The organism is Pseudomonas sp. GW823-FHT01D03, from assembly GCF_058798255.1.
Genome location: NZ_JBXAKK010000001.1, coordinates 4,193,776 through 4,206,276 on the forward strand (window position 1 = coordinate 4,193,776; position 12,501 = coordinate 4,206,276).

The 12,501-nt window shown below is 63.2% G+C and carries 14 protein-coding genes; 9 read left to right on the forward strand and 5 right to left on the reverse strand.

The window, feature by feature from the left end; genetic code table 11:
• Nucleotides 1-14 precede the first annotated feature (14 nt).
• On the forward strand, nt 15-965 hold the full coding sequence (locus tag AC1RBR_RS18390; RefSeq protein WP_492565975.1) for a LysR substrate-binding domain-containing protein: 951 nt from the start codon (nt 15-17) through the stop codon (nt 963-965).
• 127 nt (nt 966-1,092) lie between these two features.
• Here the strand turns inward: AC1RBR_RS18390 and leuD are convergent, their stop codons facing one another.
• On the reverse strand, nt 1,093-1,707 hold the full coding sequence (gene leuD, locus AC1RBR_RS18395) for a 3-isopropylmalate dehydratase small subunit (RefSeq protein ID WP_492565977.1): 615 nt from the start codon (nt 1,705-1,707) through the stop codon (nt 1,093-1,095).
• A complete protein-coding gene (gene leuC, locus AC1RBR_RS18400; protein WP_492565979.1) occupies nt 1,704-3,122 on the reverse strand; it encodes a 3-isopropylmalate dehydratase large subunit in 1,419 nt (472 codons plus the stop codon). Before leuC ends, leuD begins: the two co-directional genes overlap by 4 nt.
• 408 nt (nt 3,123-3,530) lie before the next feature.
• Here leuC and AC1RBR_RS18405 point away from each other — a divergent pair, with 408 nt between their 5' ends.
• Genes AC1RBR_RS18405 through AC1RBR_RS18440 form a run of 8 tightly spaced genes read left to right on the forward strand, consistent with a single transcriptional unit; the run spans nt 3,531 to nt 9,785 of the window.
• Nucleotides 3,531-4,721 (forward strand): PepSY-associated TM helix domain-containing protein, encoded by a 1,191-nt coding sequence (locus AC1RBR_RS18405; RefSeq protein WP_492565981.1) that lies wholly within the window; start codon nt 3,531-3,533, stop codon nt 4,719-4,721.
• Nucleotides 4,718-5,260: a PA2404 family protein gene (locus tag AC1RBR_RS18410; protein WP_492565982.1), complete on the forward strand. Its 543-nt coding sequence runs from the start codon at nt 4,718-4,720 to the stop codon at nt 5,258-5,260. Before AC1RBR_RS18405 ends, AC1RBR_RS18410 begins: the two co-directional genes overlap by 4 nt.
• On the forward strand, nt 5,257-5,598 hold the full coding sequence (locus tag AC1RBR_RS18415) for a hypothetical protein (protein WP_492565984.1): 342 nt from the start codon (nt 5,257-5,259) through the stop codon (nt 5,596-5,598). The genes AC1RBR_RS18410 and AC1RBR_RS18415 overlap by 4 nt, the downstream gene beginning before the upstream one ends.
• Nucleotides 5,595-6,170, forward strand: coding sequence for a DUF6162 family protein (locus AC1RBR_RS18420; RefSeq protein ID WP_492565986.1), 576 nt, complete (start codon nt 5,595-5,597; stop codon nt 6,168-6,170). The genes AC1RBR_RS18415 and AC1RBR_RS18420 overlap by 4 nt, the downstream gene beginning before the upstream one ends.
• Nucleotides 6,171-6,205: 35 nt before the next feature.
• Nucleotides 6,206-7,135 (forward strand): metal ABC transporter substrate-binding protein, encoded by a 930-nt coding sequence (locus tag AC1RBR_RS18425; protein ID WP_095137354.1) that lies wholly within the window; start codon nt 6,206-6,208, stop codon nt 7,133-7,135.
• A complete protein-coding gene (locus AC1RBR_RS18430; RefSeq protein ID WP_492565988.1) occupies nt 7,132-7,980 on the forward strand; it encodes a metal ABC transporter ATP-binding protein in 849 nt (282 codons plus the stop codon). Before AC1RBR_RS18425 ends, AC1RBR_RS18430 begins: the two co-directional genes overlap by 4 nt.
• The gene (locus AC1RBR_RS18435; protein WP_492565990.1) at nt 7,980-8,879 is read left to right on the forward strand and encodes a metal ABC transporter permease; all 900 of its coding nucleotides are present in this window, start codon (nt 7,980-7,982) and stop codon (nt 8,877-8,879) included. The genes AC1RBR_RS18430 and AC1RBR_RS18435 overlap by 1 nt, the downstream gene beginning before the upstream one ends.
• The gene (locus AC1RBR_RS18440; RefSeq protein ID WP_492565992.1) at nt 8,880-9,785 is read left to right on the forward strand and encodes a metal ABC transporter substrate-binding protein; all 906 of its coding nucleotides are present in this window, start codon (nt 8,880-8,882) and stop codon (nt 9,783-9,785) included.
• Between the two features lie 185 nt (nt 9,786-9,970).
• Here the strand turns inward: AC1RBR_RS18440 and AC1RBR_RS18445 are convergent, their stop codons facing one another.
• From AC1RBR_RS18445 to AC1RBR_RS18455, 3 genes are all read right to left on the reverse strand, one after another.
• A complete protein-coding gene (locus AC1RBR_RS18445) occupies nt 9,971-10,195 on the reverse strand; it encodes an MbtH family protein (protein ID WP_183785470.1) in 225 nt (74 codons plus the stop codon).
• A gap of 83 nt (nt 10,196-10,278) precedes the next feature.
• Complete coding sequence (locus AC1RBR_RS18450) at nt 10,279-11,691, reverse strand: aspartate aminotransferase family protein (RefSeq protein WP_492565994.1); 1,413 nt, start codon at nt 11,689-11,691, stop codon at nt 10,279-10,281.
• Nucleotides 11,692-11,834: 143 nt separating this feature from the next.
• On the reverse strand, nt 11,835-12,320 hold the full coding sequence (locus AC1RBR_RS18455) for a GNAT family N-acetyltransferase (protein WP_492565995.1): 486 nt from the start codon (nt 12,318-12,320) through the stop codon (nt 11,835-11,837).
• Nucleotides 12,321-12,501: the final 181 nt, after the last annotated feature.

The window sequence follows — 12,501 nt, forward strand, 5'->3', positions numbered from 1 at the left end:
GTACGGCCGATGCTATGCTGGCGGCTTGTGCCGCCAGTGCTCGTTCCCACATGTCCCAGAACCAAGACCCCGTGCCCCTGCCCGAAGACCTGCGTGTGCTGCTGACCGTGATCCGCAAGAACGGTTTCGCCGCCGCCGCTGATGAACTGGGCCTGTCCCCGGCCTACGTCAGCAAACGCATCCAGATTCTCGAATCGACCCTCGGCACCCGCCTGCTGCACCGCACCAGTCGCCGCGTGTCGTTGACCGAGGACGGTGAACGGGTGCAGCGCTGGGCCTTGCGCATCCTCGATGATTTCCAGCAACTGCACGACGATCTCGCCGACGCTCACGACAGCCCACGCGGGCGCTTGCACATCTGCAGCAGCTTCGGTTTCGGCCGCAACCATGTGGCGCCTGCGGTTTCACTGCTGGCCGAACGGCACCCGCAATTGCAGATTCGCCTCGACCTGTTCGACCGCGCGGTGGACATCGTCAACGAGGGCTTCGATCTGGAAATCCGCGTCGGCGACGACCTGCCCGGTCAGCACATCGGCCGGCAACTGGTGAGCAACCGCCGAGTGCTGTGCGCTGCGCCCGAATACCTCGAACGCCGCGGCACACCGCAGACCTTGGACGATCTGCAACAACATGACTGCCTGGTGATCAAGGAGCGCGACAACGCCTTCGGCATCTGGCATCTGGATCGCGACGGCACGCAGGAAAGCGTGCGGGTCAGTGGGCCGCTGTCGTCCAACAACGGCGAGATCGTCCTGCAATGGGCGCTCGACGGACGCGGCGTGCTGCTGCGTTCATTGTGGGATGTGAAACCGTTGCTGGATCAGGGCCGACTGCTGCCGGTGCTGGCCGATTACAGCCAGAGCGCCAACGTCTGGGCGGTGTACCCGACGCGGCTGGCCAACTCCGGGAAGCTGCGGGCGTGTGTGGAGTTTTTGCAGGGGCATTTCAAGGATCTTTCTCTGTAACCCAAACAACACAAAACCCTTTGTAGGAGTGAGCCTGCTCGCGATGGCGTCGTGTCAGTCGACATCATCATCGGCTGAATGACAGCTATCGCGAGCAGGCTCACTCCTACAAGGGTTAGTGGGGGTGTCAGGTCAGCCATGGGTTGGCGGCCAGATGTTCGCGCTCGAACGCCTCGATCTGCTCACGCCGCTGCAAAGTACTGCCTATCGCATCCAGCCCCAGCAACAGCGCGGTCTTGCGCAAGTCATCAATCTGGAAATCCACTATTTCACCGTCCGCCAGATGAATCTGCTGCGTCTCTAGATCCACATGGATCTGCGCCGTTTCAGGCTGACTCACCAACCGGCCAATGCGCTGCACCTGCGCTTCATCCAGCGTGATCAGCAACACCCCGTTGCGCTGGCAGTTGTCGTAGAAGATCCCGGCAAAACTGCTGCCGATCAGCGCGCGAATGCCCATTTGCTGCAACCCCCACACCGCGTGTTCGCGGCTGGAACCGCAACCGAAATTCGCCCCGACCACCAGAAAACTCGCGCCCTGCCAGGGCGGCTGGTTCAGCACGAATTCAGGGTTGGGCGTACCGTCGGCAAGAAAGCGCAGATCGAAAAACAGCCCACGATCCAGCCCCTGACGGTCGATGCCCTTGAGAAACTGCTTGGGCATGATCACGTCGGTGTCGACGTTGGCCGCGAGCAGCGGCGCGGCCTGGCCGCTGACTTGCGTGAAGGGTTGCAGGCTCATGGGCGTTCTCCAAAGTGGCGGATATCGGTGAGGTGACCGCTGATCGCCGCGGCAGCCACCATCGCCGGGCTCATCAGATGCGTACGCGCCCCGGCACCCTGGCGGCCTTCGAAATTGCGGTTGGTGCTGGAGGCGCAACGGTCACCGGGCGCAAGTACGTCATCGTTCATCGCCAGGCACATCGAGCAGCCGGACTGACGCCATTCAAACCCGGCGTCGATGAAGATCTGCGCCAGCCCTTCGGCTTCAGCCTGAGCGCGGACCTCACTGGAGCCGGGCACGATCATCGCCCGCACATGCCCGGCCACCCGCCGCCCGCGCACCACGCTGGCGGCGTCACGTAAATCTTCGATCCGCGCGTTGGTGCAGGAGCCGATAAAAGCGTGACTGATGACGATATCGCGCAGCGCCATTCCCGGCTCCAGGCCCATATAATGCAGGGCGCGGCGCATGTCCTGACGCAGGATCGGATCGTCGATGGCCTGCGGATCCGGCACCTGCGCACCGATCGGCGCCACTTGATCCGGGCTGGTGCCCCAAGTAACCATCGGTTCCAGCAGGCTGGCGTCGAGGTGGATTTCGCGGTCGAACACGGCGCCGGGATCGCTGCGCAATTCACGCCATTTTTCCACGCCGCGCACCCACCGTTCGCCTTGTGGTGCGCGGGGTTTGCCGTTGAGATAAGCAAAAACTTTATCGTCCGGTGCCATGAACGCACCGCGTGCGCCCGCCTCTACGGCCATGTTGCAAATGGTCATCCGCGCTTCGACGCTAAGTGCATCGATGGTCGAACCGCAGAATTCAATCGCATAGCCAGTGGCACCCGATGCACCGATGCGGGCGATCAGCGCCATAATCACATCCTTGGACGTCAGCCCCGCCGCCAACTCGCCATCCACCGTCACGCGCATGCTTTTCAGGCGTTTGTAGACCAGCGTCTGCGAGGCCAGCAGATGCTCGATTTCCGAGGTGCCAACGCCAAATCCGAACGCACCCAGCGCACCGTACGTGGTGGTGTGGCTGTCACCGGCAGCGATGACCATGCCCGGCAGAACGAAGCCCTGCTCCGGGGCGATTACATGCTCGATGCCCTGACGCTTGTCGAGAATGTCCAGCAGTTCGATGCCGAAATCCCGGCAGTTCTCCGTCAGATACGACACCTGCCGCGCACCGCCGGCATCAGGCATCGCCGCTACCCGTTTGGGGGTGGTCGGGTTGACGTGATCGACCACCGCCAACGCCGTACCCGGCCGCCAGACCTTGCGCCCGGCGGCGCGCAGACCGCTGAACGCCTGAGGGCTGGTGTATTCGTTGATCACCTGGCGATCGATATACAGCAGCACATGGCCCTGATCGTCGAGGCGGCACACGGTGTGCGAATCGATGTGTTTGTCGTAGAGGGTTCTGGGGCTCATCAGGGCGCTCGCTCAAGGGAATGCGGTGCTTTCCATCATAGGGAGCACCTTGATGGCATCAATTGGCAGGCAGTGAGAGCGGCGTTCATGAATCGTGTTTGATCGGCTGATCAATGACTGCCCCTGTGGGAGCGGGCTTGCTCGCGAAGGCGTCGTGTCAGTCGACATCAATGTTGAATGATCTACCGCATTCGCGAGCAAGCCCGCTCCCACAGGGGGGTGGTGGCGACTGGGGGGAATTGCGAAACATTTGCTTTCATATCGTCTTTCGGGATTTGCCCGGCTCATCCGTCCTATATAGATGCAGGCCGTTCGCACAGGCAACAGCCACGACCGCGCCTTTCACGGACACCCGCGCTGCGAAGCCCGTAGCCACGTGTCCTTTCATCGAAATCAAGACGCGCAATCATGTCGAAGAAATCCCGTTCCAAACTGTGGTTCCTGGTGCATAGCTGGCTCGCGCTGCCGATCTGGTTTTTTGTCCTGATCGTGTGTGTCACCGGCACGCTAGCGGTGGTCAGCCAGGAAATCGTCTGGCTGGCCAACCCGCAGATGCGCGCCAGCCAGCCATCGGATGACGCTCCACGGCTCAGTTACGATCAGGTGCTGGCCGCGATCAAACGGGCCGAACCGCAGACGCTGGTGGAAAGCATCAGCCGTCCCGACGAGTCGCACTTCGCCCTCGATGCCGAAGTCAGCTACCCCGACGGCCGCTCGCAGACGGTCTACGTCAACCCGTACACCGGGGTGATCCAGGGCCCGGCGCCGGACTTCAACTTCAAGGCGTTCACCCGCGCCCTGCACGGCTGGTGGCTGGTGCCGTTCACCAACGGTTTCAGCTGGGGCTGGTACCTGGTGTCGTTCCTCGGTCTGCCAATGCTCGCTTCGCTGGTGACCGGGCTGGTGGTGTACAAGCGCTTCTGGAAAGGCTTCTTCAAGCCCACCCTGCGTTTTCGCCACGGCGCGCGGATCTTCTGGGGCGACTTCCATCGACTGAGCGGCATCTGGTCGATCTGGTTCATCGCGGTGATCTCGATCACTGGCACCTGGTTTCTGATCCAGGCCATTCTGGCCGACAACCAGGTATCGATCAGCAGCGAACCGATCATTCCTGCCATGTCCCGGGAAAGCGTACCGATGTCGAGCGACGCGAGTCCTCCCCCACGGATCAGCCTCGATCGCGCGGTGCAGATCGCCGAACAGCACATCCCCGGGCTGGAAGTCAGTTTCGTCAGCCTGCCGGGCAATGCCTACAGCCACTTGAGCCTTGGCGGGCGCGGCTGGTATCCGCTGATGTTCCAGACCGCCACGCTCAACCCGTACAACGGCGACATGGCCGCCACGCGACTGCTGACCGACCGTTCCTCGCTGGAGTTTGTCACCGAGTCGATGCGCCCACTGCACACCGGCGATTTCGGCGGTCTGTGGATCAAACTGATCTGGTTCTTCTTCGGCCTGCTGCTGAGCATGATGGTGCTCAGCGGCCTGTTGATCTGGACCAAGCGCACCGCGCTGGCCACCGCCAACGCCCTCAAGCGCGAGAATAAAAAGGCCCGCAGCCCCCGCGTCAGCCGGGAACCGGCGGAGGTCAGCCTGTGAGCCAGTCCAATCGCCCCGCCAAACCGTCCGCCCTGCGCCGCTTCTGGCACAAATGGCGCTTTCATCTGAACGCCCTGTTGCTGCTGATTCCGTTGGGCTTCATGCCCAAGTACTTCGCCGACGCCGCGCTGTTTCGCGGTGACGTCGGCCTCGGTGAGCATGAGGTCGGCGAAATCCAGGTCGGCCCGTGGAGCCTGCGCCTGGCCGAACTGCGCAACGAAGCGCCGCGCCTGAGTGGCCCCGCCGGCTACATGAAGGACTTCAATGCCGCCCTGTGCGACGCCTGTGTCGAACAGGTCAAGGCCACCTACCTGCGCATCGGTAAGCCGCGCAGCCTGCGCGCCGCCGGGGTGATTTTCTTCGGCACCCCGTACCGCATGGGGGCGCAATTGCCAGTGGCGGAAAAAACCAAAGCCGATGCCGAACTGTGGATCACCATGGAAGGCTGGGACGGCAGCATGCACCAGGCGTCGATTCCCCTGAGCCAGGCCTCCCCCGCGACCCTCGCCTGGCTGAACCAACAAGGAGCCAAACCATGAACCGCGTTCAACGCCCTTCCCGCCTGCGGTTGCGCGCCGCGTTGCTGATGCTGTGCACAGGTTTCAGCACCGGCGCCCTGGCCCATAACCCGATGTGCGAATGCAAGGCCGTCGATGCCGAGCAGATCAAATGCACCGGCGGCTTCTCCGACGGCAGCGGCGCGCCGGGGGTGACCCTCGATGTGATCGGTTACGACGAAACCATCCTGCTGCCGGGCAAGCTCGGCGCCGACTCAAGCCTGACCTTCAAGAAACCGGCGGCCGAGTTTTACGTGCTGTTCGACGCCGGCCCCGGCCACGTTGTAGAAATCGACCAAGCCGACATCGAGGCCCCATGAGCACACCCACCACCCAAGTCGTCCGCCCGGCCGGTGCCGGGCATGAAACCCTTAACGTTCTGCTGTTGTGCTTGCTGATCCTCGCGGTCGCCGGCTCGGTGGTGGCATGGCGCGGGGTGTCCCATGAACCGGAACCGGTCGCCAGTCATCAGCTCGATGCGCGGCGCGATCTCAGCGCTGCCGAGCAAGGCATCTATGCCGATCTGCGGGTGACCCTCGATGAAATTCGCTTGCTGCGTGAGGAACAGCAAAGCCTGCCGACGGCACAGACCCTGGCTGAAGAAGGTTTCGCCCCGTTCGCCCAGGACGCCAGTTCGGTCAGCCGTGGCGGGCATGCCTGGCAATTGCTGGCGGACACGGCCTACTTCGGTCACAGCCAGGCGCCCGCCGTTGCCGGTTCGTTCGTGATGCGGCTGAGCGCCGACGCCACTGCCGCACCGGACATCTGGCTCAACCGCGCCGCCGATCTGCGGACACCCGCCGAACTGACCGACGCCGCGCTTTCCGCCGCTGGCTGGAAACAGATCGTCGCGCAGTTCGATGCCGGCGTGACCCGCGAGCATCGCCACTGAACCTTCGCCTTCACCCGAGAGAAGACCGCTTGCCCATGCTTATTTCACTGACTCGCCGTCCCCTCCTGCGCACCCTGCTGTTTGGCTTGTGCGCGTGCCTGCTGAGCCCGCTGGCCAGCGCCGAACCGGGCAAACGCCTGCGCATCGGCATCACCCTGCACCCGTATTACAGCTATGTGGCGAACATCGTCGGCGACAAGGCCGAGGTAGTGCCGCTGATTCCCGCCGGTTTCAACCCGCACGCCTACGAGCCACGCGCCGAAGACATCAAGCGCATCAGCGGGCTGGATGTGATCGTGCTCAACGGGGTCGGTCATGACGACTTCGCCGACCGGATGATCGCCGCTAGCGAAACGCCGAACATCAAGACCATCGAAGCCAACGAAAATGTGCCGCTGCTGGCCGCCACCGGCACCGCCGCGCGCGGCGCCGGCAAAGTGGTCAACCCGCACACCTTCCTGTCGATCAGCGCTTCAATTGCCCAGGTCAACAACATCGCCCGCGAGCTGGGCAAGCTCGACCCGGACAACGCCAAGACCTATACCCAGAACGCCCGCGCCTACGGCAAACGCCTGCGGCAGATGCGCGCCGATGCGCTGGCCAAACTGACCCAGGCACCGAACGCCGAACTGCGCGTGGCCACGGTGCATGCGGCTTATGACTATCTGCTGCGCGAATTCGGCCTGGAAGTGACGGCCGTGGTCGAACCGGCCCACGGCATCGAACCGAGCCCGAGCCAGTTGAAAAAGACCATCGACCAACTGCGCGAACTCGACGTGAAGGTGATTTTCTCGGAGATGGATTTCCCCTCGACCTACGTCGAAACCATCCAGCGTGAGTCGGGCGTGAAGCTGTACCCGCTGTCGCACATTTCCTATGGCGAATACAGCGCCGACAAGTACGAAAAGGAAATGACCGGCAACCTCGACACCGTGGTGCGGGCGATTCAGGAGTCCGGGGCATGACAGCAAAAGAATCCCTCTCAGATGACTCCACCTCCCCTGTAGGAGTGAGCCTGCTCGCGAAAGCGTCCGGCCAGTCAACCACATCGTTGAATGACACACCGCTATCGCAAGCAGGCTCACTCCTACAGAGGGTAAGCGGGCCGACTCTGGATTTTGCAGAAGTCTCTCTGACCCTCGGGCGCACCACGATTCTCGACAATGTCACCTTCCAGGTGCAACCCGGCCACGTGCACGCCCTGGTCGGCCCCAACGGCGGCGGCAAGAGTTCGCTGATCAAGACCCTGCTCGGGCAGATGCCGCATCAAGGTCAACTGAGCCTGCACTGGCCCGCCGAGCCCGGCACCATCGGCTACGTGCCGCAGGCGCTGGAGTTCGATCGTGGCCTGCCGATGACCGTCGACGACTTCATGGCCGCGATGTGCCAGCGTCGGCCGGCGTTTCTCGGCCTGAGCAAGCACTACGCCAAGGCCATCGGCGAGGCGCTGGAACGGGTCGGCATGCAGGACAAACGCAAGCGGCGCATGGGCGCGTTATCCGGTGGCGAACGGCAGCGCGTACTGCTCGCTCAAGGCCTGATCCCGGCCCCGCAATTGCTGGTGCTGGATGAGCCGATGTCGGCCCTCGACGAAGCCGGGATCCAGGTGTTCGAACGCCTGCTCGGCGACTGGCGCGCCGCCGGCATCACCGTGCTGTGGATCGAGCACGATCTGGAAGCGGTCAAGCGTCTGGCCGACCGGGTCACCGGTCTCAACCGCCGCGTGCTATTCGACGCCACGCCGCAACAGGCACTGACCCCGGAACGTCTGCTGAGTCTGTTTTCCACCCATCCACGGAGCGCGGTCTGATGAGTTACGAAGCCTTTCGTTTGATGGTTCAGGGCTGGGCGTCGTCCGGGTACCTGCCGGAAGCGCTGGCCTACGGCTTTGTGGTCAACGCATTGCTCGCCGGCCTGTTGATCGGTCCGGTGCTCGGTGGCCTCGGCGCGCTGGTGGTGGTCAAGCGCTTTGCGTTTTTCTCCGAAGCGGTCGGGCACGCGGCGCTGACCGGCGTGGCCATCGGCATTCTGCTCGGCGAACCCTACACCGGGCCGTACGGCAGCCTGTTCGGTTACTGCCTGTTGTTCGGCATCCTGCTCAACTACCTGCGCAACCGCACCGGCCTGGCGCCCGACACCCTGATCGGCGTGTTTCTCTCGGTGTCGCTGGCGCTTGGCGCGAGCCTGCTGTTGATTCTGGCGGGCAAGATCAACGTGCACATTCTGGAGAACGTGCTGTTCGGTTCGGTGCTCACCGTCAATGGCAACGACCTGCTGGTGCTGGCCATCGTCGGTTCGCTGGTCATGGCCCTGGCACTGCCTTTGTACAACCGGATCATGCTCGCCAGTTTCAACCCGCAACTGGCGGCGGTGCGCGGCGTGGCGGTGAAGACCCTGGATTACCTGTTCGTGATTCTGGTGACGCTGATCACCGTCGCGGCGGTAAAGGTCATCGGCGCGATTCTGGTCGGCGCATTGCTGGTGATTCCGGCGGCGGCCGCGCGGTTGCTCAGCCAGTCGCTCAAGGGCTTCTTCTGGTGTTCGGTACTGATTGCCACCGTCAGCACGCTGTGCGGGATTCTCGCGCCGATCGTCTTCGATCTGCCGATCCCGTCCGGCGCCGCGATCATTCTGGTCGCCGGCATCGCCTTCGCCCTCGCCGCCATTGCGCGCGGGGTTGTCCCGAGTCTGAAAGGGAACCTTGGATAAATGACTTTCTCACTGCGAAAACTGACCCTGGCCATGGCCCTGTGCGGCGTGGTCGGCAGCCCGTTGCTAGCGGCTGAAAACCCTCAACCGCTGCGCGTACTGGCCTCGTTGCCCATCACCTATGGCCTGGGCGAAGTGCTGCTCAAAGGCACCGACGTCAGCCTGGAGCGCGCGGCCCCGGCGAATTTGCCGGGCAGCCGTCAGACCGCGTATTTCACCGGTCGCGGTGCGCCGGCGCTGGGCAAACTGGCAACCGATGCCGACGCGGTGATCGGCATACGTTCGCTGTGGGCGGATGATCCGCTGTACCCGATCGCACGGCGCAGCAACATTCGCATTGTCGAGGTCGACGCGGCGCGCCCGGTGGACGGCGCCCTGCCAGGGATCGCCGTACAACCAGGGCTGAAGGTCGATGGCTTGAACAGTCAGCCATGGCTGGCGAGCAACAACATGGGGCGCATGGCTGACGTAATCGCCGCGGATCTGGTGCGCCTGGCGCCGTCGGCCAAACCGAAGATCGAGACCAATCTGGCGGCGCTGAAACAGCGCCTGCTCAAGCTCAGCGCCGACAGCGAAGCGCGCCTGGCCGAGGCTGACAACCTCAGTGTGCTGAGCCTCAGCGATCACTTCGGTTATCTGATCGGCAGCCTGAATCTGGAGCTGATCGGTCAGGATCCTCGGCCTGATAGCGAGTGGACGGTGCAAGAGCTGAAGCAACTCACGGCGACGCTCAAGGACAACGACGTGGCGCTGGTGCTGCATCATCGTCAGCCGTCGGAAGCGGTGAAAGCGGCGATTGCCGAGTCGGGGAGTCATTTGCTGGTGTTGAGTACCGATGCCGAAGATCCGGTGGCGGAGCTGGAGGGGAATGTCGATTTACTGCTCAAGGGCTTGAGCGGGGCGTAGTTTCAGTTACACCGCGTTATCGTTCTTCGCGAGCAAGCCCGCTCCCACAGGGGAGTTGTGTGCACCACAGATCCAATGTGGGAGCGGGCTTGCTCGCGAAGAGGCCCGCCAGAACAACACCATTGCCAGCCATGAAAAAACCCGCAGCCTGTCACCAGTCCAGCGGGTTTGTTTTGTCTGTCAGATTACTGAGCAGCCGTTTGCCCTTCCATCTTCTGGCGCAGGCTCAGCGGACGCATGTCGGTCCAGACCTCTTCGATGTAGGCCAGGCATTCCTTCTTCAGGCCGCTCTTGCCCACGGTGCGCCAGCCTTCCGGCACGGCTTTGTAATCCGGCCAGATCGAGTATTGCTCTTCGTGGTTGACCACGACCTGAAAGAGGATGTCCTCGCGGTCGAATACTGACGTCATGCTGGTTCTCCATCGTTGTAAGGGTGGGCTGCACCTGGGGTGCAGCCGGGTATGTAGAAAGAACGTTCGGCGCTGCGAAAAATTTACTCGGCGGCGGTGGCGGCGGCCAAGGCCCGGCCGAAGATCTCGGCGACGCGGTCGATTTCGGCGGCGGTGATCACCAGCGGCGGCAGGAAGCGCACCACCGCGCCATGCCGGCCGCCCAGTTCGAGAATCAGTCCGCGCTTGAGGCATTCACGCTGCACCAGCGGTGCCAGACGCGCGAACGCGGGTGGATGACCGAGGGCGTCCGGCGCGCCGTTCGGGTCAACCAGTTCGACACCGAGCATCAAGCCACGACCACGAATGTCGCCCAGTTGCGGGAAGTCGCGTTGCAGGATGCGCAGGTGTTCGCTCAGGCGTTCGCCCATGGCGGCGGCGTGTTCGCAGACCTTGTGCTCAAGCAGATAACGCATCACCGCGGAACCGGCGGCCATCGCCATCTGATTGCCACGGAACGTGCCCGCATGGGCGCCCGGTTGCCAGGTGTCGAGCCAGTCGCGATAAACCACCACCGCCAATGGCAGGCTGCCGCCGATGGCTTTGGACAACACCACCACGTCCGGGACGATGCCGGCGTGTTCGAAGGCAAACATTTTGCCGGTGCGGGCGAAACCGCTCTGGATCTCATCGACGATCAGCGCCACACCGGCCTTCTCGGTGATCCGACGCAAGCCGCGCAGCCACTCGATATCGGCCGGGATCACCCCGCCCTCGCCCTGCACCGCTTCGACGATCACCGCTGCCGGTAACTGCACGCCGGCTTCGGGGTCGTTGAGCAGGTTTTCCAGGTAACTCAGGTTGGCTTTGACCCCGGCCGCGCCGCCGAGACCGAACGGGCAACGGTAGTCGTAAGGGAACGGCATGAATTGCACGCCATGGCTGAGCAAGGCGCCCAGCGGCTTTTTCGGCCCCAGGCTGCCCATCAGGCTCAAGGCGCCCTGGCTCATGCCGTGATAACCGCCGGAGAACGACAGCACGGTGCTGCGCCCGGTGGCGGTGCGCACCAGTTTCAACGCGGCCTCCACCGCATCGGTGCCGGTCGGGCCGCAGAACTGGATTTTCGCCTCGGCCGCCAGTGCCGGCGGCAGCAAACCGAACAGGTCCTGGACGAACTGATCCTTCACTGGCGTGGTCAGGTCGAGGGTGTGCAGCGGCAGCTCATCCGCCAGCACTTGCTGGATCGCCTCGATTACCACCGGGTGATTGTGCCCCAGCGCGAGAGTGCCGGCGCCAGCCAGGCAGTCGATAAACGTACGACCTTCAACGTCCTCGACATACAGGCCTTTGGCACGCTTGAGTGCCAATGGAATGCGTCGCGGGTAGCTACGGGCATTGGACTCCTGCTGGCTCTGCCGGGCCAGCAGCGGTGATTCGTTGAACTGATACAGGGTTTCCGCCGGCGCGGAGATGATCCGGGCCGATGACTCTTCGATAAGGCTGGTGGCGACTGACATCTCTCGACCCCTCAATACGCTATGGATAGTGACCAAAACAGCACACCGCACAGGTGCGCGTTCCGGACGCGGGGCGCACATGCAGGTTTTCCTGTTCTGGAAACGCTTAAGCGGGGCGAGGATTTAGACCCTTGATCGAGATGTCAGCCAGGCAATGGCAACAGCTTGTGCAGCGTAACGCGGTGCAAGCCCTGATCGCTGGCCGGTAGCGCCGAGTCGCAGTAGCCCAGATGTCGATAAAAAGCCGCGCCGGTGCGTGTGCTGGCGATGCACGCCCGCGCCACACCGCGAATCCGCAGCCAGCCTTCCAGGTCAGTCATCAGGGCGCGGCCTGCGCCACGGCGAAACCATTCCGGCTGCACATGGCAAAAGCCGATGTCGCCGCTGGCCGTGGCCATGCCGACACCCACCGGTTTGTCCTGCAACAAGGCGATGTTCAGGTAGCAATGCGGGTCGGCAAGGCGCGCGCTGATGATGTCGGCGGATTGCCGGTCAATCCAGTGGCTGACCAGTTGCGGATCGTTGCGGTGATCAAGCACACAACCGACGCGAATCGAACGCTCGATGATGCGACTGATGAGGCCGGCGTCGGCAGGTTTCGCCGGACGAATGCAGATCGTTGCTTCCATGGCGCGTTCCCTCAATCCATTGAGTCAGAGCAGCCCAGACCTTAACGCCGCCATTGCCAAATCACCAACGCACAGACGTTACATTTGATGTGCCACACCACGGATCCCCTGTGGGAGCGGGCTTGCTCGCGAAGGCGTCCGGTCAGTCGATACGTCGCTGACTGGCACGCCGCCTTCGCGA

Bases quoted from the DNA above. Each gene is read 5' to 3' on its own strand.
- AC1RBR_RS18390 (WP_492565975.1), top strand. From the start codon at position 15: ATGCTGGCGGCTTGTGCCGCCAGTGCTCGTTCCCACATGTCCCAGAAC.
- leuD (WP_492565977.1), bottom strand. From the start codon at position 1,707: ATGAGCCTGCAACCCTTCACGCAAGTCAGCGGCCAGGCCGCGCCGCTG.
- leuC (WP_492565979.1), bottom strand. From the start codon at position 3,122: ATGAGCCCCAGAACCCTCTACGACAAACACATCGATTCGCACACCGTG.
- AC1RBR_RS18405 (WP_492565981.1), top strand. From the start codon at position 3,531: ATGTCGAAGAAATCCCGTTCCAAACTGTGGTTCCTGGTGCATAGCTGG.
- AC1RBR_RS18415 (WP_492565984.1), top strand. From the start codon at position 5,257: ATGAACCGCGTTCAACGCCCTTCCCGCCTGCGGTTGCGCGCCGCGTTG.
- AC1RBR_RS18420 (WP_492565986.1), top strand. From the start codon at position 5,595: ATGAGCACACCCACCACCCAAGTCGTCCGCCCGGCCGGTGCCGGGCAT.
- AC1RBR_RS18425 (WP_095137354.1), top strand. From the start codon at position 6,206: ATGCTTATTTCACTGACTCGCCGTCCCCTCCTGCGCACCCTGCTGTTT.
- AC1RBR_RS18430 (WP_492565988.1), top strand. From the start codon at position 7,132: ATGACAGCAAAAGAATCCCTCTCAGATGACTCCACCTCCCCTGTAGGA.
- AC1RBR_RS18435 (WP_492565990.1), top strand. From the start codon at position 7,980: ATGAGTTACGAAGCCTTTCGTTTGATGGTTCAGGGCTGGGCGTCGTCC.
- AC1RBR_RS18440 (WP_492565992.1), top strand. From the start codon at position 8,880: ATGACTTTCTCACTGCGAAAACTGACCCTGGCCATGGCCCTGTGCGGC.
- AC1RBR_RS18445 (WP_183785470.1), bottom strand. From the start codon at position 10,195: ATGACGTCAGTATTCGACCGCGAGGACATCCTCTTTCAGGTCGTGGTC.
- AC1RBR_RS18450 (WP_492565994.1), bottom strand. From the start codon at position 11,691: ATGTCAGTCGCCACCAGCCTTATCGAAGAGTCATCGGCCCGGATCATC.
- AC1RBR_RS18455 (WP_492565995.1), bottom strand. From the start codon at position 12,320: ATGGAAGCAACGATCTGCATTCGTCCGGCGAAACCTGCCGACGCCGGC.